The organism is Xanthomonas vesicatoria ATCC 35937 (assembly GCF_001908725.1).
Taxonomy (GTDB): domain Bacteria; phylum Pseudomonadota; class Gammaproteobacteria; order Xanthomonadales; family Xanthomonadaceae; genus Xanthomonas; species Xanthomonas vesicatoria.
Window position 1 is genome coordinate 4,622,489 of the sequence record NZ_CP018725.1, and the last position, 17,739, is coordinate 4,640,227.

The following is a 17,739-nucleotide window of genomic DNA, read 5'->3' on the forward strand; positions in this document are numbered from 1 at the left end:
AGGCCCGGCGCAACGCGATCAGCTGTCGGCAGCGAGTGCCAGGTGGGTCAGATACAGGCGCAGGTCGAATTCGAGCTGATGGTAGTCCGGGGTCATGTGGTTGCACAGTTGATAGAAGGCCTTGTTGTGATCGGCCTCTTTCAGGTGCGCAAGCTCGTGTGCCACGATCATCTGCAGGAAAGGCTCCGGTGCATCGCGAAAGACCGAGGCAATCCGAATTTCGCGGCTGGCCTTGAGCCGGCCGCCGTGCACGCGCGAAATCGCGGTATGCGTGCCCAGCGCATGCTTCACCACCTGCAGATGGTTGTCGTAGATCGTCTTGTGCAAGGTCGGCGATGAGCGCATGTAACGCTCCTTCATTGCCTTCACGTAATCGTATAGATGGCGATCGGTGCGAATGCTGTGCCGCTCCGGATAACGACGTGCCAGTACCGCGGCGAGCTTGTCCTGTGCGATCAGCTCGCGGACCTGATCCAGGACGGCGGGCGGGTAACCGGCGAGATAGCGAAGAGTGTCCATGGCGATCGATTGCTGCAAGACCTGCATGATCGCCGATGCAAGCGTTGCTGGCCAATCGGGGAATGCAGGTGATGGGTGTAGCGTTTGAACGTTACCTGCGATTGCCTCGATGCCACCAGCTTCATGCAGGGGCGCGCGATCGGTTTGCCGTGTGCATGCACGCTATCGACTCGATGCTCTTGAAACGCGATCGACCGAGAACGCTTGGCGATGTTGACGGGCTGTCAACACGGCTTGTCGTTGTCTCAAACCCGCGTGCCAGTGGCTCTGAACGCAGCCTGCGTGTGGCGGCGTGTGTCAGCTGTATTCACGAATGCGGCACATGTGGATGGGTAGCGTGCAGCGCATGTTTTGCGGCGCTGTGCCGCAAGCACACGATCGAACAACGGCAGCGTGCCGGATTAGGAGACAACAACATGATCAAGTGGGCCATTATTTTCGCCATCATCGGATTGATTGCCGGTGCGCTCGGCTTCGGCGGGATGGCAGGCGCCGCGATGGGAATTGCCAAGTTCCTGTTCTGGGCCGGCATTATCATTGCCATCGTGCTGTTTGTATTGGGCATGACGATCGCCAAGAAGGTCACCTGACGTGCGGTGTGCAGCCGGTTAGTGGCTTGCTAAAAGCTGCATGTGCGCAAGAAAAAGAGCGGCCATTGGCCGCTCTTTTTCATCGAGACGTTGTACAAGGCGACAGGTGAAAACGATCTCGAGCACAACAGTCGACGGATATGAACTAGACGCCGGTGTCTTCAGCCGTGGTATGCAGCGCGATATTGAGCTGGTCGATCGTCACGATCCAGTCGGCATCGTCGAGACGTTCTTCACGCAGGAGTTGCGCTTGTGCCGGCGTCCAGAATGGCGCCTCTTCCAGACGTACGTCGCCCGGCAACGGCGAGTGCTCGGCGATGAAGGCGCGAATACTGGCTTCATCGGAAGGCAGGCCAAGCTGGGCGAACAGTTCGGAGAACGGGTGGACAGGTTGTTCCATGGCGAATCCTTCGTAAGTGTGGATGACTGAATGTTAGATCACCCAGTTTGAGGGAGTTGTGCACGGCCAGCTTGGATTTGCCTGCGCCAATGCCCATCTAGTTAGCCTGACCAAGCAAGGGTGGGGCGATCATGGCGACCGGATGGGCGGGCGATGGGGCGGTGCAGGACCAGATCGATGCCACCGTCGAAGACGCGATCAAGCGTGCGCGCAGTCAGCTGCACCAGGGGCCGAGTCTGACCCACTGCGAAGAGTGCGATGCGCCGATTCCCGAAGCGCGACGCAAGGCGGTGCCTGGCGTGCATTTATGTGTGAACTGCCAGGAGGCGCATGACCTGGAACAAAGCACGCAAAGCGGCTTCAACCGTCGCGGCAGCAAAGACAGCCAATTACGCTGAGTCTATTGGTGCGCCCGCGAACGGCCTGTCTCGGTTGAACTTTCAAATAGTTGTCGACAAGACAACTTGCTTGGTCAGGTGCGCACACGTTCAAGAGCGCTGCGCTTGCAGATCATGGTGGCTGCGCTCTGCTCACCCACTGAGGGCTCAGTTCGCATTAAAGCTGCTGCTCTCGCGCCACCGTCGCGTAGTGCGTTGGAAGAACAGGCTGTTCGGGACCTGCAGAACGCTCCCAGCATGGTCCCCGGTTTCTTCCAGGGTCGTGTAAATCACGTTGATATCGATCACACGTCCCTTGAGGCCAGGCTTGTCGCCGCCTTCGAGCAGTTCGATGTGATCGTGCAGCCGGAACGGGCGCGTGGTGATGATCAGAAAGGTGCAGAAGATATTGGACAGCACGCTCCATGCAGCGAAGAACGCTACCGCGCCGACAGCAGCAAATCCGGTGAACGCTGTCCACAGTGTGCCGCCAGAGACGCCGATCACGCGTAGGACCATCAGCAACGCACTGATCGAAATGATGAAGCCACCAACGCGGCGGATGCCGATCATCATCTCGGCAGGCACGTTGTAGCGTGTGCACAGGCGTCGTAGCAGTTGCCGCAACACCAACCGTACCACTGCGGCCACGGCAAGTATCAGCACGATCTTGATCGTTGGCACTGCGACTGCGAGCCACTCCGGGTTCCAGTGAGGCAACAGGCTACGGATCATGGCGGGCAAGGGGTCGGACGCAGACATCGGATCTGGCAGCGGCAAAGCGGGCATCCATTGTAACGGCGCGCCCCGGATGTGACCGGTGCAGGGGATGAACGTTGGCGCGCGTGGCAATGCTGCTGGTGGCCCGTCCAACCCGCGGTCGGTTGCCTTCCTGGCGACGGTAACGTGTGTGCAGACAAGCGTATTGGTGGTGTCGCTGTCGCGTGGACACCCCTCACTGCGTAGTGCCGACGACGCAGTGAAGCGCAGGGTTTGCGCTCAGCGCAGCACCCACACGCAGTGAGCGCTCCTCAAGTCAGCGCCGATCACGCGCATCATGCGTGACCAAAGCCGCGAACCGCTGCAGCGTTTGCGCGATCGCGTGGACGGCAACCCACTGATCCGGCGCGCTGGCACCGATGCAGGATGCCTGCTTCGAGCGGCGCTGCAGCAGGCAGACATCGACCCGGGTAGGCGTCAGCTTGAGTTGAACGTCTTGCAGTGGCAGCGCGTCGCAGTGGTGGGATGTGCACAAGGCCAGAACCAGGCCGAGCAGGTGTGGCATGACGATCTCCAACGTACACCAAGCGCTACGCCACGGTGGCGGCGGCTGGCAGCGATGTGGCGCAAGAGCGCGCCATTGCAGATTTGGATGCGGCGGGCGGCCAAAAGGTTTAGAGCAGATAAAAAACGACTGAGCCCGCCGCCAGCAGGCGCGGCCGGTGCTTGATGCAGCAGGCATCACTCTTACGCTCCAGTGCTGGGTGCTTCATCCCTATCCAGCTGACGACTGCTCGCGACGTGTTGTTCGCCGTTCCTGGAGCGGTGGTCGATGCCGCGCTGGGTACGACGGATGACCACCGCAACGCGTCCAATGGCACGACGGCTGGCGCCCGCCGAGATCCGGCGATGCGGCAACGCAGGCGTGCCAGCAGATCTAGGGTGTTTCGACCGGTGCTAAAAAAATTCGCCAGGCTTTAAACCTTTCCGCCGTTTGGTGCATCCAACTGGCTATGCTCGACACCTCCGTGCCCATCGATGTCTTGCCTTGCGCCACTCCCGCCGACCGCGACGACGCGGCGTTGGCGCGTGCGGCAGCGGCTGGCGAACGCGCAGCGTATGAGGCGATCTACCGCCGCCATTCGCCGCGGCTGTATGCGCTGGTCTGGCGTTTGTGCGGCGGTAATGCCGCACGCGCCGACGACGTGCTGCAGGACACCTTCATCGCCGCGTGGAAAGCATTGCCGCAGTTTCGCTTTCAGAGCGCGTTGGGCACATGGCTGCATCGGCTTGCCGTCAATACCGCGTTGATGGAGCTGCGCGCACGCGCGGCGTTTGGCGATCACTCCAGTGACGACAGCGAGGCGATGCTTGCGGCGGTGCCCGACGGCGCAGGGTGTCATTCGATACGGATGGATCTGGAGCGCGCGCTGGAACCCCGCCGCCGCGTGCCCGGGCGGTGCTGGTGTTGCACGACATCGAGGGCTGGAAGCACCAAGAAATTGCCGAGCAACTGCAGATGGCAGTGGGCAGTTCGAAAGCACAACTGCATCGCGCGCGCGGTCTGCTGCGCGCCCGGCTTGGAGAACACGCATGACCCCCGACTACCCTGACCGTATCGATGCCAAACCCACGGCCGAAGACGCTGCGCTGCATGCGCGTTTGCAGGCATTGCCGCAGCAGCGTCAGCCGCCCGCGCAGGTGTGGGAGCGCATCGCGCCAGCATTGTTGCCGCACGCCTCTGTCGTGGCGCTCCGGCCGCGCCGCCGTGGCTGGGCGGTGCCGGTGCTCGGCGTTGCGTTGGCGGCAGCCGTGGCCTTGGTCGCGGTGGTGCCTGGCCTCAGGCAACACACATCGCCGCAGCGTCCTTCGCAGCCTGCGCTCGTCATGCAGGCACGGGCGATGGCCGGGCAGTATCAGCAGGCCATTGCCCAGGTTCCGGTGCAACAGGTGCCCGCGGATTTGCGCCCTGCGCTGGACGAACTGGACCAAAGCGCGCAGGCCATCCATGCGGCCATCGCGCAGAGCCCGCAGTCCGCCTTTTTGTTGTCGCAACTGCAGCGCACCTACGCCAAGCGGCTGCAACTGACCCGTCTTGCCGCTCAGGGCCAGACACCCTTTCTAAGTTGAGGACCATGCTCATGCGCTACGCATCTTTTTCCCTGTTGCTGTTGGCTGCAGTCTGCGCTGCACCGGCGGCGGCGCAGACTGCGGTCAACCAGAGTCATCCGTTGGCAAGCGGCGGGCGTGTGGAGTTGGAAAACATTGCCGGGCAGATCCGTGTGCGCGGTTGGGACCGCGACGAGGTGGCGCTGACCGGTACCTTGGGCGAGGGCCAGCGGCTGGAGGTCGATGCGAGTTCGAACCGGCTGCAGTTTGAAGTGATCTATCCGCGTAGCAGCCGCAGTGGCAAGGGGGCGCAGCTGGAGTTGCGCGTACCGCGTGCCGCCATGCTGCAGGTGGAGGCGGTCAGCGCCTCGGTGGACGTGGATCAGGTTGATCTTGCGCGGCTGCAGCTCAAATCCGTCAGTGGCGATGTCGTGGCGCGCGGGCGTGCCAAGGAGGCTCAGCTGGAGACGGTCAGCGGGACGTTGCGCAGCATGGTGAGCAGCGGACGGGTGACGCTGGGCACGGTCAGCGGGCAGATCGACGCGCAATCCGGGGCCAGCGGGATCGTATCGGCCGAGTCCGTTTCTGGCGATATCCGGATCGGTGCCGGCCAAGTTTCGCAGCTGCGCTCGCAAAGCGTGTCTGGCTCGACCGCGGTGACGGTGGCTGGGTTGGCGCCGGGCGGCAGCGTCTCTGCAGAGAGTGTCAGCGGCACGATCGCGCTGGGTGTGCCGCGCAACGTGTCGGCGGCGCTGAATGTGGAGGTCTTCAGCGGCGACATCCGCTCGGTGGCCGGGCAGGTCGAACGACCGGAGTACGGCCCTGGCAAGAGCCTTCGCGCGACGCTGGGGGGGGGACGGCGATATCAAACTGGAGTCTCACTCCGGTTCGGTGCGTATCGATTACACCAACTGACGCCGAAAACAAACGTGCCACCCTGCGGTGGCACGTCGGTAACACTTCAAGCAGCACTGGGCTGCAACTGCGTGAGCGCGCGCTGCGAAGCGGGCGCCATTGGCAGTGGTACTCGCTACTTACGCGATCTTGTCGCCATCGTTGCGAGCGGGGCCGAAGTTGGTGGTGAGCACTTCGATCCGTCCGCCGGTCTTGCGGAACGCCGCGATGTCGGCAGCAATGCGCTCACGGCTGAGCGGCTGCGACTTGCCTTCGCTGCGAGCGATGCTGGGCTGGGATTTCTGCTTGGTCGCGGGACGTGCCATGTGGCCTCCTGTAGCGGGGAAGTGCAATGACACCGCGTGCGGCCAGGGTAGTGCGCGCGAAAGCGGTGTCGAGAAGTGCGATGGCGTTCGGTGCGCAATCGCGGTGGCACGGCGAGCGTGCCTTGCTGATACGACGACGGGGCGTCAGGCAGCAACCGTGTATTATAGGCGCTGCGGGCGGTTTTGTGTTAACCGTCCGACGGGCGGGCGCCCTGGGCCGCTGCCCATGCCAGGCCCTGCACCACGCCAAACGACGGATCGCCGTGCACCATCTGCGATTCCGGGAAGACCGCCGCGACGGTGGCGCGGATATAGCCAGCACGCGACATGCCACCAGTCAGGAACAAGGTGGCCGGGGGTGCGTCCAGGTCGGCGCGCACCTGCGCAAGCAGCCCTTCCAGTTCGCGGAGATAGCTGGAAGCGGACGCCACCAGCGCGCTGGCCTGCACTTCCACGCTTAGCCCGCGCTCGATGAACTCCAGCGATGCCTGATGCTGGTCGAGCTCGCTGAGTGCGATCTTGCAGGCTTCCACGCCGCGATACAGCCGCGCGGTATTGCCGGTGTCCTGCAATGCCTGCAGGCGCTTGTCGAACGGAGCGGGTACGTCCTGGTACTTGTGCAGTCGGAATTCGCGTTGGCGGGTCATGTCCTGCACCATCGCCGCTTCCACGTAGTGATGCGCCGGCACGCGGGTAATGCCGCGGCCGAACAGCGGCATGTAGGCCGCGAGACTGAGCGCCAGATCGATATCGGTACCGCCGCGCGCAATGCCCCAGGCGCGGTGCACCTGCGGCGGGGCGCGACCACCGACGCTGGCATGCGCGATATCGGTGGTGCCGCCGCCGATATCCACCACCACCGTGTCGTGCCGGGTGTCGTGGCTGACGTGGTAATGCATTGCCGCCGCTGCGGGTTCTTCGAGGAACTCCACGCTGTCGAACCCGGCGGCGATTGCCGCGGTCTGCAGAATCTCCAACGCCTGCGCATTGCCGGCATCGCCGATCGAGCTGCGAAACTGCACCGGGCGGCCGAGCACGGCGGTGCGGATGTTGAGATCGAACTGGCGCGAGGCAGTGAGGCGGATATGTTCCAGCACGTGCGTGGCGATGCCGGTGATGGTCTGACGTGCGCGCGGATGCAGGTTGTAGCCCAGCATCGACTTCGGGCTCTGCACCAGGTTGCCTTCGCCTTCGAGAAAGTAGGCATCCAGTGCGTCGTCGCCGTACACGGCATTCTGCAGCAGCGCCGCCGAACTGCGCGGCTCGCGCACCTGTTCTTCCATCCATTGCCGGCGCACGATGCGTAGCGCTTCGCGGCGCAGGCTGTCCTGGTTGGGCGTGCGGCCGGCGGCAACGGCATCGCGGCGGGCCGAGTCGATCAGGCGCTCCATTTCGTATTCCAGCGCCGGGGTGAGGCTGAAATCCTCCGGGTCACGCATGGTGTCGGGGAAATACACCGTGGTGCGGAATTGCAAGGCGTCGCCGAAGCGCACCGGTTCTACCTTCCCATCGACGATCGCCGCGGCGGCGGAATTGCTGGTACCGAAGTCGATGCCGAGTTTCATGCGCAGTGCCTGAGAGCGGGCCGCGCACTTTACTACGGCTGCCGCGTCCGCCGTCCAGACCGGCGCGCAGGCGTCGCGGCTGGCCGAGGCGCCGCGCACTGGGGCACGCGGCGCAAGGCATCAGGCCGCGATATCGTCGACGTGACCCTGGTTCAACTCGTCCGTGGTGGCTTCGCGCACCTCCACGACCTCCACCGCAAAGTGCAGGGTCTGCCCCGCCAGTGGGTGATTGCCGTCCACGGTGACCTGCTCCGGGCCGACCTCGGTCACTGTCACCAGCACCGGGCCCTGTTGAGTGCGGGCTTCGAACTGCACGCCGGGCGCCACGTCGACATCGGTGGGGAAGGCATCGCGCGGCACGTGCTGGACCAGCTGATCGTGACGTGGGCCATAGCCTTGCTCGGGCGCCACGTCGGCGGTGAGCGTGTCGCCGACACGCCTGCCGTCCAGGGCCTGCTCCAGGCCAGGAACGATATTGCCGGCACCATGCAGATAGCTGAGCGGGGTGTCCGGGGTAGAGCGGTCCAATACCTTGCCACTGTCGTCGGAAAGTGTGTAGTGAATGGTCGCAACGCGACCTTGGCTGATTTCCCTTGGAAACCTCCATGACGGGTGATCGAGGGGAGTGCATCGGTTGATTCACGATGCGGGCAGATGCTGCATGCACACCGTAGGCAATCCAGGCCCGTCATGCAACCGCGGCTGTCGCTGCGGTTGGGGCGAGGATCAGCTTGGTGCAGAGCGTGGCATGGCCATGTCGCGAAGCGGTGCCTTGCGCGCGGGCACGTGCGATGCGTGTCGCTCGACACGTTGTATGGCCTATGCCGAGGCGTTGGCAGCCGTGTGCTGGTGCAAGCTATGGGCGACGATCGCTAACCCACCGCGCACCACACACAGATTGCATGCGCATCACAGACCTGTATGCGTGCTCAATCGGTCTGCTCCCCGCGCTCGATCTGCGCGCGGCGTGCGCGCCAGGTTTCCGGTGTCTGCGGTTTGATGAACAGCGCGGTGAGCTCTGGATGCTGGCGCTTTGCCGCCGCTTCGATGCGTCCCATGCAGGCTTCGATCTGCGGCGTCGTGCGGCTGTCTTCGAATTCGGCGCTGAGTGCGGCAACCACCTGGTTTGGGCCCATCTGCATGGTGAGTACGCCGTTGGCGGCGCGCACGTCCGGGTCGCTGGCGGCGATGCGCAGCAGCGACTCGGTGACATGCGCGTGCGCGGGCTCGCCGATCAACAGGCCCTTGGTTTCGCGCGCCAGCAGGAACGCGGTGAAGGCGAGCACGCCGGCAATGCCGATCGACGCAATACCGTCAAGCTCGGGCATGTTCAACAACTGCGCGCCGGCCAGGCCAAGCAGCGCCATGAACAGGCCGATCAACGCGGCGCTGTCTTCCAGCAGGACGGTGAAGGTGCTGGGGTCCTTGCTCTGGCGAAATGCTTCGAAATAACCCAGGCGGCCCTTTTTTGCGCGGAATTCGCGCAGTGCCACCACCCAGGAAATGCCTTCGAACACGATGGAGACGCCGAGTACGCAGTAGGCGACAAGATGGCTCTTGGCCGGCTCCGGATGACGCAGATGCACGATGCCTTCGTACAGCGAGACGCCAGCGCCCATCGCAAACACCAACAGCGCGACGATGAAACTCCAGAAATACAGCTCACGCCCGTAGCCGAAGGGGTGCGTCGGCGTGGGCGCTTGCGCGGCACGACGCAAGCCGTACAGCAACAGGACCTCGTTGACGGTATCCACCAGCGAATGCACGCCTTCGCTGAGCATGGCCGAGCTGCCTGAGATGCCGGCAGCGATGAATTTGGCCACAGCGATGGCCAGATTGCCGGCCAGCGCGACGTAGACCACCAGGTGCGAGCCCTTGGGTTTTGCAGGGCCGGCTTGGCCCGCATCGCTGGGGCCGCCGTTTGCGTTGCCAGGTTGCGTGGCGTTCGGTGTGAGGGGCACTGGCTGGTTGGACACGGACGACCTGCGGGGTATTCGACAAGCCCGGCACTATCGCGCTGCGGCCGTGCCGGGTGCGTGATCGCAGCGCCGGGGAGCTACAATTCACGCCCGTTTTTGATCAAGGACTCGCATGTCTACCGTTCCCGCCTGCCCGCAATGCGGCCAGGACAATACCTATGCCGACGGCGCCCTGTCGGTTTGCGCGGAGTGCGGTTTCGAATGGAGTGCAGGCGAGGCCACCGCGAGCGCGACGGTCGTGCGCGATAGCAACGGCAACGTACTGCAGGCTGGCGACACGGTGACGGTGATCAAGGATCTCAAGGTCAAGGGCTCGTCGATTCCGCTCAAGCAGGGCACGGTGATCCGCAATATCCGCCTGGTCGACGACGATGCCGAACATATCGAAGGCAACTCGGAAAAGATCAAGGGACTGGTGCTGAAAACCTGTTTCTTGCGCAAGGCGTGAGACGCTTGCGGGTGACAGGTTATCCAGCGTGTGCAGGAGCGCGCTGGCGCGCGATGAATGCGCGATCGATAACGCTTCATCGCGCAAACGCGCTCCTGCGCTGCGGCGCGCTCAATCGCGCGGATACACTGCTGCCACCGTGCAGCTCTGGCGCATCCGCGCAAACTGCCCGCCGCGCGTGGTGCTCAGGTCGCCTTGCTGGCCCGCACCGACGCTTGCGCCGGCCAGACCGAGTTCGTCGAGGACATCCACCTTGTCGCCGGGATTACCGCAGATCGCATTCAAGCCCATGCCGGACACGAAGCGGATCGGCGGCGCGCCGCTGAGTTCGCGGCAGCTGTCCATCAACTCGACGCGATAATGGCGGTGCGTGCCGGGATGGCGCGGAGACACTTCCACCACCAGGCCCTGCGCGTCTTCCGACCACGCGCGCAACATGCTGGGATTGAAGCAGTAGCTGGATGAGCCGGCGAAGTTGCGACGACGTGCTTCGCGCACGCTGACGCCTTCCAACGTGGGTACATCAATGCGGTCGCGCTGTCGGGCAATGCCGGCGTAATCGCGCGCGCTGAGCGTGGCGACCTGGCTGATGGCGCACTGTTGCTGCCCGACACTGATAAACGCCTGCGCGCCATTGCAGACCCAACCGTGTGGCGCGAGCAGATTGGCATCTGCCTGTATGTCGAGCTGCGGGCAGTCCTGCGCCAACTGCAGGCGGAACAAACGTCCGTCATGTTGTGCGACGGCGAGCGTGCGCGCATCGGCCTGATGCAATTCCGCAACCTGACGCGCATCCAGGCAGTCGGCGCTTGGCGGCGCAGGACGTGTGGTTTGTGCAGATGCATCAGCCATCGTGCATGCCACACCGTTGATGCCGAACAGAACCGCAGCGAGCAGGCGCATCACGCACATCCTTGGCAATGAGGTGCCCGCATCATGGGCCCGCATGGCTGCGCTGACAATCGCAGCTTGCAGCGACAGATCAGCCTGTTGTGACGAGGCGTCGCGTGCAGCACGCCAACGCCGCCGCAGTTGCCGCCGCTCCCGTCAACGCGCCGACCGCGCGCTCATGGCGTCCCAGGCGGATCCGAGTCCAGCACCTGAAGCTTGGCGCCGGTGGTTTCGGGCAGGATGCGCTGATCGGTGGCGACCAGCACCACGCCCGGGGTCAGCAGTGGCAACAGGCCGGCGAGAAAGGCGGGCGGCACCTGCAGGCGCGCGACGGTGGCGGCGTCCAGCGCCTGTCCCGCCGCGGCCGCACTGCCGGGAATGCCGATCCGCATCCAGTTGGGCATGCGCTGGCCGGGCAGTCCAGGCAGGTCGCCCGGCAAAAAGCCCTGGCCGACGATGAAGGCCTGCGTGCCCAGTGGCGCGGCGCCGGGCTGTGCATGCAAGGCAACCTGCGCGCGCCCGATTTCCACGCCGTTGCGGTACACCACCAGTTGCTGGTCGGTGCTGCTGATCAGCATCGAGATCGGGCCGGTCGGCGCCAGGTCCGGTTGCCAGGCAAATGCCTGCCCGGTGGACAGCGGCAGCAGGGCGCGCTCTGCGCCGGTGGTGGGATCGATCGGGCTGAGTGCGCGTGGATGCACCACATCGTCGGCGCTGATGCCGGCCTGTGCGACCACCACCACCATGCCCATGTTGGAGTTGTCGAACAGCAATCGCGCAAACTCCGACGGCAGATGCACGCAACCGTGCGACTCCGGATAGCCGGGTAGGCCGCCGGCGTGCAGGGCAACGCCGTCCCAGGTGAGTCGCTGCTGATACGGCATCGGGGCAGCGTTGTAGATGTTGGAGCGGTGGTCTTTGTCCTTCTGCAGGATGGTGAACACACCGGTCGGGGTTTCGTGCCCGGGCTTGCCGGAACTGATGGTGGACACGCCGATCAGGATGCCGTTGCGATACGCGTAGGCGCGTTGTTCGGTCAGGCTGACGATCACCGCCATCGGCCCCCATCCCTTGCTGACGCCGCCCCAGATCCATTCGCCCGGTTTGAGCTGCGTGGGCAGGGTATCGGCAGGACTGGACTGGCGCGCGCCCCAGAACGGCACGGCAAGCGCTTGCCCGCCGATCAGCAGCGTGCAGCACAGGGCGAATGAGAGAAAGCGGCGCATGAGTCGTCCAGCAGCGAGGGCTGCCTGGATGCTAGCGGCATGCGATGTGCGCGTCATGTGGCGACGCTGCGGTGTCGGCGCGCCATGCGAACCTTGGCTGCCCGTGCAGGACGGTCTTACCGGCGGCGGGCAGTGCCGCCGCATGCATCGGGTGTTGCAAACACGCGATGCAGGCCATGCCCGATCACGGGCCGTTTGCTGCGGCAGTGACCGGGCAAGCCGGGGCCGGGATCAATCCGCCAGCGCGGGATAGTCCGTATAGCCCTTGGCGCCACCACCGTACAAGGTGGCCTGATCGACCTCTGTCAGCGGCGCGTTTTCGCGCAGGCGACGCACCAGATCCGGGTTGGCGATAAACGGGCGCCCGTAAGCGATCGCATCGGCGTAACCGCTGCTGATGGCCTGTTCGGACATGCCGCGGTCGTAGCCGTTATTGGCGATCCACGCACCATCGAACTTGGCACGCAACGCGGCGTAGTCGAAGGCGACGTTGTCGCGCGGGCCGCCGGTGGCGCCCTCGATCACGTGGACGAAGGCCAGCCCGCCGATCAGGTTGAGCCGCTCGACCGCACGTTCGAACAACGGCTGCGGGTTGGAGTCGTGCGCGCCGTACACCGGGGTCACCGGCGACAAGCGCACGCCGGTGCGCTCGGCGCCGATTTCGTCGGCGATGGCCTGCACTACTTCGCTCAGCAAGCGCGTGCGGTTTTCGATGTCGCCGCCGTAGGCGTCGGTGCGCTTGTTGGAGCCATCGCGTAGGAACTGATCCAGCAGATAGCCATTGGCGGCATGCACTTCCACACCATCGAAACCGGCATCGATCGCGTTGCGTGCAGCGATGCGGTAATCCTCGATCAGCGCGGGAATTTCATCCAGGCCCAGGGCGCGCGGCTCGGACACATCTTCGAAGCCGTTCTCGGTGTAGGTCTTGCCTTCGGCGCGAATGGCGCTTGGTGCGACCGGCACTTCGCCCGGAGGCAGCACGCTGGTGTGCGAGACGCGGCCGACATGCCACAGCTGCAGCACGATCTTGCCGCCGCGGCGGTGCACTTCATCGGTGACTGCGCGCCAGCCTTCGACCTGTGCCTGGGTGTGGATGCCGGGGGTGTCGAGATACCCCTGGCCGAGCGGGCTGATCTGCGTGCCTTCGGCCACGATCAAGCCGGCGGTGGCGCGCTGGCCGTAATACTCGGCGGCGAGCGGCGAGGGGACCTGCCCGGAGCCAGCGCGGTTGCGTGTGAGCGGTGCCATGATCACGCGGTTGGCAAGATCCAGTGCGCCCAGGCGCACCGGGGAGAACAACGGAGATTCAGTGGATTTGGACATCAGCAACCAGTTCGAGTTGGATCGCGCCAGGCGCGGCACCACGCCGATCGCGGTGCCCCACAGCGATGGTGGCGGACCCAAGCGGATTCGAGCGACGTCAGTAGGACACTGCGTCCCCGCATCGCGCCAGATGGATCGAACTGTGATGTGCTGCGGGTTGGCGCTGAACCGTCATCGGTGATCGCCTTTCGCTAATTGCTGCATTGCACAATAATAAGCCGCCCCGTCATCCTGGAGTCGGGCATGTCCGATATCGACCTCTCAGCGCCACGCGTGCCACGGCGCAATTACGTCCTGATCCTGCTTGCGCTGGCGATGGGCGGCTTTGCGATCGGCATCAGCGAGTTTTCCACGATGGGCTTGATGACGCAGATCGCGCAGGGCCTGCAGATCAGCGAGCCGCAGGTGGGCCATGTCATCAGTGCCTACGCGCTGGGGGTGGTGGTCGGCGCGCCCTTGCTGGCCATCCTGGGCGCGCGCTGGCCGCGCCGCACGTTGTTGCTGCTGCTGATGGTGTTCTATGCGCTGGGCAACCTCGCCAGCGCGTTGGCGCCCAGCTATCACACGATGTTGCTGTGTCGCTTCATCGCTGGCCTGCCGCATGGCGCGTATTTCGGTGTGGCCTCTCTGGTTGCCGCCTCGATCAGCCCGCCGAATCAACGCGCCACCGCGGTAGGTCGCGTGCTGCTGGGCTTGAGCGTTGCCTTGCTGGTGGGCAACCCACTGGCGACCTGGCTGGGGCAGATCGTGAGCTGGCGCTGGGCGTATGCGTCGGTATCGGTGATCGCGTTGGGCACGGTGGCGGCGGTGGCCGCGTTGTTGCCGCCTGCGCCGGACGAGCCGCGTCAGCAGCCATTGCGCGAGCTGCGTGCGTTCAATCGGCCGCAGGTGTGGCTGGCGTTGGCGATCGGCGCGGTGGGGTTCTCCGGGATGTTCTGCGTCTTCAGCTATCTGGCACCGACGTTGACGGCGGTCACCGGTGTTGCGCCTGCGCGCATTCCGTTGGCGATGGCCGCCTTTGGCGTCGGCGGCGTGCTTGGCAGCATCCTGGGTGGGTGGCTGTTCGACCGCATGCAGTTCCGCGCAGTGCCGGTGCTGTTGGTGTGGTCGATCGTGGTGATGTTGACCTTTCCGCTGGCCGCGCACTCGGGGCTGTGGGTGTTCGTTTCCATCGTGGCGGTCGGCACGATGGGCGCCCTGGCGCCTGCGTTGCAGACCCGCCTGATGGATGTGGCAGCCGAAGCGCAGACCCTGGCCGCAGCGTCCAACCATGCCGCCTTCAATACCGCAAACGCCTTGGGTCCCTGGCTGGGCGGCATGGCGATTACCGCGGGCTGGGGCTGGACATCCACCGGATACGTGGGGGCAGCCACGGCACTGGGCGGGTTGCTGGTCTACGCGCTGGCGGTGTGGCAGGAGCAACGCCAACGCACGTTGGTGACCAACTGCTGAGCAGTCGAGCCGTGCCGCTGCGCGGGGTGGCTGGCGTGAGGTTTGCTGCGGGAGGTGGGTGATCGACGTGGGCGCGCGTTGCCTGCTGAGATGGGTGCAACGCCGATCTGCCGCATGATGGACCGATCAACGCGCCACTGCGCTTGCGTTCGCTGTCGCATCAAGGTGGGCAAGGCACGTGCACGGCGTATCCACGATCGTCTCACGGCTGTGCGTCGACACTGCCGGGTCATCGCAAGCGGGCCGAACCGTCATGACCGACTTCATTCCGCCGCCGTGGAAGCGTCCCAATCCCAAGCCAAAGGCCGCATCCACCCCGTTGACCGAGGCACAGAAGGCCGCCGCAAAACAACGTGCACACGAGGCCGGGCGGCCGTATCCGAACCTGGTCGACAACATGTGGGCGAGCCGACAGCCGAAAGGGTCTTGATGCGTTGTTGCCAACGATGAATCGCAATTCATCGGCCGCACGATGGCGTGAGGACGATACCTGCATTGCTCACATGCCGGTTATGGTCGCGCCGCAAGGATGCAACCGTACACAACGTTACGGCATCGCAGTCAACGCATCGATTGCGCTACTTCCCGAAAGCCAGCGTCTTGCATTCCTGCAGCGCCGGCGCATCCAACAAGGAGCGACACATGAGCATTCAGAGCAAAACCGAGCATAGCCTCAACGACCTCATCGCCATTTCCCGCGACGGCAAGGACTTCTACGACGAAGCCGCTGCCAAGGTTGGCGACGCCGAGCTGGCGACGTTGTTCCGCCGCATCGCCGGCGTCAAGAGCGACATCGTGAGCAGCCTGAGCAGTGTGGTTGCGGCAGCCGGTGGAACGCCGGAAAAGCATGGCACCATGGTCGGTAGCATGCAGCAGTTCTATGGCAAGGTGCGTGCAACGCTGGGCGACACCAAGTACGGCTACGTGGCCGAACTGGAAGAATCCGAAGACCGCCTGCTGAAGGCGTTCGACGAAACCATCGCCGACGCCGATACGCCGGTCGCCGCGCGCGACGCTGCGCTGCGTCTGTTGCCGGAAGTGCGGGCATGTCACGACGTGATGCGCAACCGCAAGCATGCAATGAAGAACGCCGCGTAACAGCGGCAGCAAGACCGGGGGCATCTGCACTGCTGCAGCTCTCGGAGTAAATCGATACAGGCGGGAAACGGGTGGCGCGAGCTGCCCGTTTCTTTTTTATTTGGGCATGCTGCGCGCGATCTGGTCAAAAAATCGCCATATCGACGGCATGTTTCACAGTGCGACATGTTTCACGTCGGTGCGCACACGCGTCGCGTATTCGCGCACGCATAAGGTCTGCTAGTATCCGCCGCCCTTCTTCAGCCAGGCCCGCGCAGGCGGTCGTGGAATCACTCCATGAAGCAGCAGTTTCTATATCTGTCATCGGCCGAAGCACAGTTGTCGCTAGGCCTGGGGGAAGAAAAGCCCACCGAGCGGCTGTTCTTTGCGGTGATGGCAGATGCGGCAACCGCCGCGCGTGCGGCAGGCATTGCCGACGGGTTGCTGCAGAACGGGCAGGTGGATGGCAAGCCACTGGGACGCGAGCGACTGCATGTGACCTTGCATCATCTGGGCGACTACGCCGGCGGGCTGCCGCCTTCGTTGGTGAGCCGTGCCAGCCAGGGCGCCGAGCGGGTGGCGATGGAAGCTTTCGAGGTCGAGTTCGATCGCGTCGGCACCTTCGGTGGACGGCGTTCGCAGCTGCCGTGCGTGCTGCGTGGCGAAGAGCGCGTGCGCGGGCTGTATGAGCTGCAAGGGGCGCTTGGCCGTCAGCTGGCGCATGTGGGGATCGCCGGTGATGCGCAGTACACGCCGCATATGACGCTGCTGTATTGCAACCAGACGTTGCCGCAACGCCGCTGCGATGCGCTTGCGTGGACGGTGCGCGACTTCGCATTGGTGCGCAGCTTTCTTGGCCAGTCGCGTTACCAGATCGAAGGCCGCTGGCCGCTGCGTTGAATCGCAATCTTGTGTGCAGACGCGCGCGCACAAGGTAGCCTTCGTGCATGGATGCCATCCCCCCTCTGCCGTTGCATGCCGACCATCTGGCCGCCTTGGAACAGGCCTATGCGACGCCGCCGCGCGCCTACCATCACTTCGGCCACGTGCGCGCGTTGCTGCAGCACTACGCCGAGGTCGCGGCCGGGCCGGGTTGGCAGCAGCCGACGGAGGTCTGGCTGGCGATCCTGTTCCATGACGCGATTTATCAGCCCGGGCGCAGCGACAACGAAGCCGAATCTGCAACGTGGGCGATGGAGTGCATCCCGCGCTGGTGGCCGCAGGCCGAGGTGGATCTGCAACGCGTGCAGGCGCTGATCCTGCTCACCGCGCGCCATGGGCAACTGCAACCGCAGGACGTGGATGAGGACGCGGCGCTGTTCCTGGATTGCGACATGGCGATCCTGGCCGCGCCCGCCGCCGTCTTCGATGCCTACGACCGTGCGATTGCACAGGAATACCATGGCCATGTCCCCGCGTTGCTGTTCCGGCTCAATCGTCGCCGCTTCCTGGCCGGGCTGCTGAAGCGCCCGCGCATTTTTCTGAGCGACTACTTCCATGCGCGTATCGATACGGCGGCGCGGGACAACCTTCGGCGCCGGTTGGGTCGCTGAGCCGGCATTGCCAGCGCGCGACGCGTGATCCGGAAGCGACGGATGCGCACGACGCTACAATAGCCACATGCACGACAGCGCCACGTCCGCCTCCGATCCCCGCCCGCAACCGCCGCAGGCACCCGCGCCCAACGAGTGTTGCGAGAGTGGCTGCCCGCTTTGCGTGCACGACCTGTACGCCGAAGAGCTGACGCGTTATCGCCAGGCCCTGGCTGCCTGGGAAGCCCGTCAGCCGGCGCAGGCGCGATGAGCGAAGCGTCACGCTTCGCGGCGAGTGGCGGAACGAT

Annotated in this window: 21 protein-coding genes and 2 pseudogenes; 12 read left to right on the top strand and 11 right to left on the bottom strand. The window is 64.6% G+C overall.

The annotated features are described in order from the left end of the window. Positions 1-18: 18 nt before the first annotated feature. Entirely contained in the window at positions 19-546 is a 528-nt protein-coding gene (locus BJD12_RS20145) for a M48 family metallopeptidase (RefSeq protein WP_005990926.1), read from the bottom strand. Positions 547-935: 389 nt separating this feature from the next. On the opposite strand from BJD12_RS20145, the gene BJD12_RS20150 reads away from it, so the two are divergent. Continuing rightward, a complete protein-coding gene (locus BJD12_RS20150; RefSeq protein WP_003489471.1) occupies positions 936-1,109 on the top strand; it encodes a DUF1328 domain-containing protein in 174 nt (57 codons plus the stop codon). A 145-nt stretch (positions 1,110-1,254) separates the two neighbouring features. Here BJD12_RS20150 and BJD12_RS20155 read toward each other — a convergent pair whose 3' ends face one another. After that, positions 1,255-1,509: a DUF2789 domain-containing protein gene (locus BJD12_RS20155; protein ID WP_005990927.1), complete on the bottom strand. Its 255-nt coding sequence runs from the start codon at positions 1,507-1,509 to the stop codon at positions 1,255-1,257. Positions 1,510-1,640: 131 nt separating this feature from the next. On the opposite strand from BJD12_RS20155, the gene BJD12_RS20160 reads away from it, so the two are divergent. Further along, on the top strand, positions 1,641-1,907 hold the full coding sequence (locus BJD12_RS20160) for a DksA/TraR family C4-type zinc finger protein (RefSeq protein WP_005990928.1): 267 nt from the start codon (positions 1,641-1,643) through the stop codon (positions 1,905-1,907). Positions 1,908-2,054: 147 nt separating this feature from the next. Here the strand turns inward: BJD12_RS20160 and BJD12_RS20165 are convergent, their stop codons facing one another. Together BJD12_RS20165 and BJD12_RS20170 are read right to left on the bottom strand one after the other, a co-directional pair. Further along, positions 2,055-2,648 (bottom strand): mechanosensitive ion channel family protein, encoded by a 594-nt coding sequence (locus tag BJD12_RS20165; RefSeq protein WP_005997098.1) that lies wholly within the window; start codon positions 2,646-2,648, stop codon positions 2,055-2,057. Between the two features lie 274 nt (positions 2,649-2,922). Continuing rightward, positions 2,923-3,171: a hypothetical protein gene (locus tag BJD12_RS20170; protein WP_050812915.1), complete on the bottom strand. Its 249-nt coding sequence runs from the start codon at positions 3,169-3,171 to the stop codon at positions 2,923-2,925. Between the two features lie 448 nt (positions 3,172-3,619). On the opposite strand from BJD12_RS20170, the pseudogene BJD12_RS25130 reads away from it, so the two are divergent. The 3 genes and pseudogenes from BJD12_RS25130 to BJD12_RS20185 all read left to right on the top strand — a co-directional run bounded on the left by BJD12_RS25130 (position 3,620) and on the right by BJD12_RS20185 (position 5,630). Beyond that, a pseudogene (locus BJD12_RS25130) lies at positions 3,620-4,203 on the top strand (RNA polymerase sigma factor). Continuing rightward, on the top strand, positions 4,200-4,736 hold the full coding sequence (locus tag BJD12_RS20180) for a hypothetical protein (RefSeq protein WP_005997095.1): 537 nt from the start codon (positions 4,200-4,202) through the stop codon (positions 4,734-4,736). The pseudogene BJD12_RS25130 and the gene BJD12_RS20180 overlap by 4 nt, the downstream one beginning before the upstream one ends. An 11-nt stretch (positions 4,737-4,747) precedes the next feature. Beyond that, positions 4,748-5,630, top strand: a pseudogene (locus BJD12_RS20185) (DUF4097 family beta strand repeat-containing protein). 119 nt (positions 5,631-5,749) lie between these two features. On the opposite strand, the gene BJD12_RS20190 reads toward BJD12_RS20185, so the two are convergent. The 4 genes from BJD12_RS20190 to BJD12_RS20205 form a co-directional block, all read right to left on the bottom strand. After that, a complete protein-coding gene (locus BJD12_RS20190) occupies positions 5,750-5,935 on the bottom strand; it encodes a hypothetical protein (protein WP_010366034.1) in 186 nt (61 codons plus the stop codon). 188 nt (positions 5,936-6,123) lie between these two features. Further along, a complete protein-coding gene (locus BJD12_RS20195) occupies positions 6,124-7,500 on the bottom strand; it encodes an Hsp70 family protein (RefSeq protein WP_005997093.1) in 1,377 nt (458 codons plus the stop codon). Between the two features lie 120 nt (positions 7,501-7,620). Then, on the bottom strand, positions 7,621-8,139 hold the full coding sequence (locus BJD12_RS20200) for an FKBP-type peptidyl-prolyl cis-trans isomerase (RefSeq protein ID WP_050812914.1): 519 nt from the start codon (positions 8,137-8,139) through the stop codon (positions 7,621-7,623). 290 nt (positions 8,140-8,429) lie between these two features. Then, positions 8,430-9,476 carry a cation diffusion facilitator family transporter gene (locus BJD12_RS20205; protein WP_039423574.1) on the bottom strand — a complete coding sequence of 349 codons (1,047 nt, stop codon included), beginning with the start codon at positions 9,474-9,476 and terminating at the stop codon, positions 8,430-8,432. 115 nt (positions 9,477-9,591) lie between these two features. Here BJD12_RS20205 and BJD12_RS20210 point away from each other — a divergent pair, with 115 nt between their 5' ends. After that, the gene (locus tag BJD12_RS20210) at positions 9,592-9,927 is read left to right on the top strand and encodes a zinc ribbon domain-containing protein YjdM (RefSeq protein ID WP_005997090.1); all 336 of its coding nucleotides are present in this window, start codon (positions 9,592-9,594) and stop codon (positions 9,925-9,927) included. A 111-nt stretch (positions 9,928-10,038) separates the two neighbouring features. Here BJD12_RS20210 and BJD12_RS20215 read toward each other — a convergent pair whose 3' ends face one another. From BJD12_RS20215 to BJD12_RS20225, 3 genes are all read right to left on the bottom strand, one after another. Beyond that, complete coding sequence (locus BJD12_RS20215; protein ID WP_005997089.1) at positions 10,039-10,839, bottom strand: hypothetical protein; 801 nt, start codon at positions 10,837-10,839, stop codon at positions 10,039-10,041. Between the two features lie 155 nt (positions 10,840-10,994). After that, on the bottom strand, positions 10,995-12,044 hold the full coding sequence (locus tag BJD12_RS20220; protein ID WP_005997087.1) for a L,D-transpeptidase: 1,050 nt from the start codon (positions 12,042-12,044) through the stop codon (positions 10,995-10,997). 231 nt (positions 12,045-12,275) lie between these two features. After that, the gene (locus tag BJD12_RS20225) at positions 12,276-13,370 is read right to left on the bottom strand and encodes an alkene reductase (RefSeq protein WP_005997085.1); all 1,095 of its coding nucleotides are present in this window, start codon (positions 13,368-13,370) and stop codon (positions 12,276-12,278) included. Positions 13,371-13,613: 243 nt separating this feature from the next. Here BJD12_RS20225 and BJD12_RS20230 point away from each other — a divergent pair, with 243 nt between their 5' ends. From BJD12_RS20230 to BJD12_RS20255, 6 genes are all read left to right on the top strand, one after another. After that, positions 13,614-14,822, top strand: coding sequence for an MFS transporter (locus BJD12_RS20230; protein ID WP_005997084.1), 1,209 nt, complete (start codon positions 13,614-13,616; stop codon positions 14,820-14,822). A 253-nt stretch (positions 14,823-15,075) separates the two neighbouring features. Beyond that, the gene (locus tag BJD12_RS20235) at positions 15,076-15,252 is read left to right on the top strand and encodes a hypothetical protein (protein WP_074052684.1); all 177 of its coding nucleotides are present in this window, start codon (positions 15,076-15,078) and stop codon (positions 15,250-15,252) included. 212 nt (positions 15,253-15,464) lie between these two features. Further along, complete coding sequence (locus BJD12_RS20240; RefSeq protein ID WP_005997082.1) at positions 15,465-15,920, top strand: PA2169 family four-helix-bundle protein; 456 nt, start codon at positions 15,465-15,467, stop codon at positions 15,918-15,920. Positions 15,921-16,196: 276 nt separating this feature from the next. Then, complete coding sequence (locus BJD12_RS20245) at positions 16,197-16,799, top strand: 2'-5' RNA ligase family protein (protein WP_005997080.1); 603 nt, start codon at positions 16,197-16,199, stop codon at positions 16,797-16,799. A gap of 47 nt (positions 16,800-16,846) precedes the next feature. Beyond that, complete coding sequence (locus BJD12_RS20250) at positions 16,847-17,452, top strand: HD domain-containing protein (RefSeq protein WP_005997078.1); 606 nt, start codon at positions 16,847-16,849, stop codon at positions 17,450-17,452. Positions 17,453-17,519: 67 nt separating this feature from the next. After that, the gene (locus tag BJD12_RS20255; RefSeq protein WP_039423579.1) at positions 17,520-17,702 is read left to right on the top strand and encodes an oxidoreductase-like domain-containing protein; all 183 of its coding nucleotides are present in this window, start codon (positions 17,520-17,522) and stop codon (positions 17,700-17,702) included. Positions 17,703-17,739 lie beyond the last annotated feature (37 nt).

Excerpts from the sequence above, each read along its gene's own strand:
- BJD12_RS20145 (WP_005990926.1), bottom strand. The coding sequence starts at position 546 with ATGCAGGTCTTGCAGCAATCGATCGCCATGGACACTCTTCGCTATCTC.
- BJD12_RS20150 (WP_003489471.1), top strand. The coding sequence starts at position 936 with ATGATCAAGTGGGCCATTATTTTCGCCATCATCGGATTGATTGCCGGT.
- BJD12_RS20155 (WP_005990927.1), bottom strand. The coding sequence starts at position 1,509 with ATGGAACAACCTGTCCACCCGTTCTCCGAACTGTTCGCCCAGCTTGGC.
- BJD12_RS20160 (WP_005990928.1), top strand. The coding sequence starts at position 1,641 with ATGGCGACCGGATGGGCGGGCGATGGGGCGGTGCAGGACCAGATCGAT.
- BJD12_RS20165 (WP_005997098.1), bottom strand. The coding sequence starts at position 2,648 with ATGTCTGCGTCCGACCCCTTGCCCGCCATGATCCGTAGCCTGTTGCCT.
- BJD12_RS20170 (WP_050812915.1), bottom strand. The coding sequence starts at position 3,171 with ATGCCACACCTGCTCGGCCTGGTTCTGGCCTTGTGCACATCCCACCAC.
- BJD12_RS20180 (WP_005997095.1), top strand. The coding sequence starts at position 4,200 with ATGACCCCCGACTACCCTGACCGTATCGATGCCAAACCCACGGCCGAA.
- BJD12_RS20190 (WP_010366034.1), bottom strand. The coding sequence starts at position 5,935 with ATGGCACGTCCCGCGACCAAGCAGAAATCCCAGCCCAGCATCGCTCGC.
- BJD12_RS20195 (WP_005997093.1), bottom strand. The coding sequence starts at position 7,500 with ATGAAACTCGGCATCGACTTCGGTACCAGCAATTCCGCCGCCGCGGCG.
- BJD12_RS20210 (WP_005997090.1), top strand. The coding sequence starts at position 9,592 with ATGTCTACCGTTCCCGCCTGCCCGCAATGCGGCCAGGACAATACCTAT.
- BJD12_RS20215 (WP_005997089.1), bottom strand. The coding sequence starts at position 10,839 with ATGTGCGTGATGCGCCTGCTCGCTGCGGTTCTGTTCGGCATCAACGGT.
- BJD12_RS20220 (WP_005997087.1), bottom strand. The coding sequence starts at position 12,044 with ATGCGCCGCTTTCTCTCATTCGCCCTGTGCTGCACGCTGCTGATCGGC.
- BJD12_RS20225 (WP_005997085.1), bottom strand. The coding sequence starts at position 13,370 with ATGTCCAAATCCACTGAATCTCCGTTGTTCTCCCCGGTGCGCCTGGGC.
- BJD12_RS20230 (WP_005997084.1), top strand. The coding sequence starts at position 13,614 with ATGTCCGATATCGACCTCTCAGCGCCACGCGTGCCACGGCGCAATTAC.
- BJD12_RS20235 (WP_074052684.1), top strand. The coding sequence starts at position 15,076 with ATGACCGACTTCATTCCGCCGCCGTGGAAGCGTCCCAATCCCAAGCCA.
- BJD12_RS20240 (WP_005997082.1), top strand. The coding sequence starts at position 15,465 with ATGAGCATTCAGAGCAAAACCGAGCATAGCCTCAACGACCTCATCGCC.
- BJD12_RS20245 (WP_005997080.1), top strand. The coding sequence starts at position 16,197 with ATGAAGCAGCAGTTTCTATATCTGTCATCGGCCGAAGCACAGTTGTCG.
- BJD12_RS20250 (WP_005997078.1), top strand. The coding sequence starts at position 16,847 with ATGGATGCCATCCCCCCTCTGCCGTTGCATGCCGACCATCTGGCCGCC.
- BJD12_RS20255 (WP_039423579.1), top strand. The coding sequence starts at position 17,520 with ATGCACGACAGCGCCACGTCCGCCTCCGATCCCCGCCCGCAACCGCCG.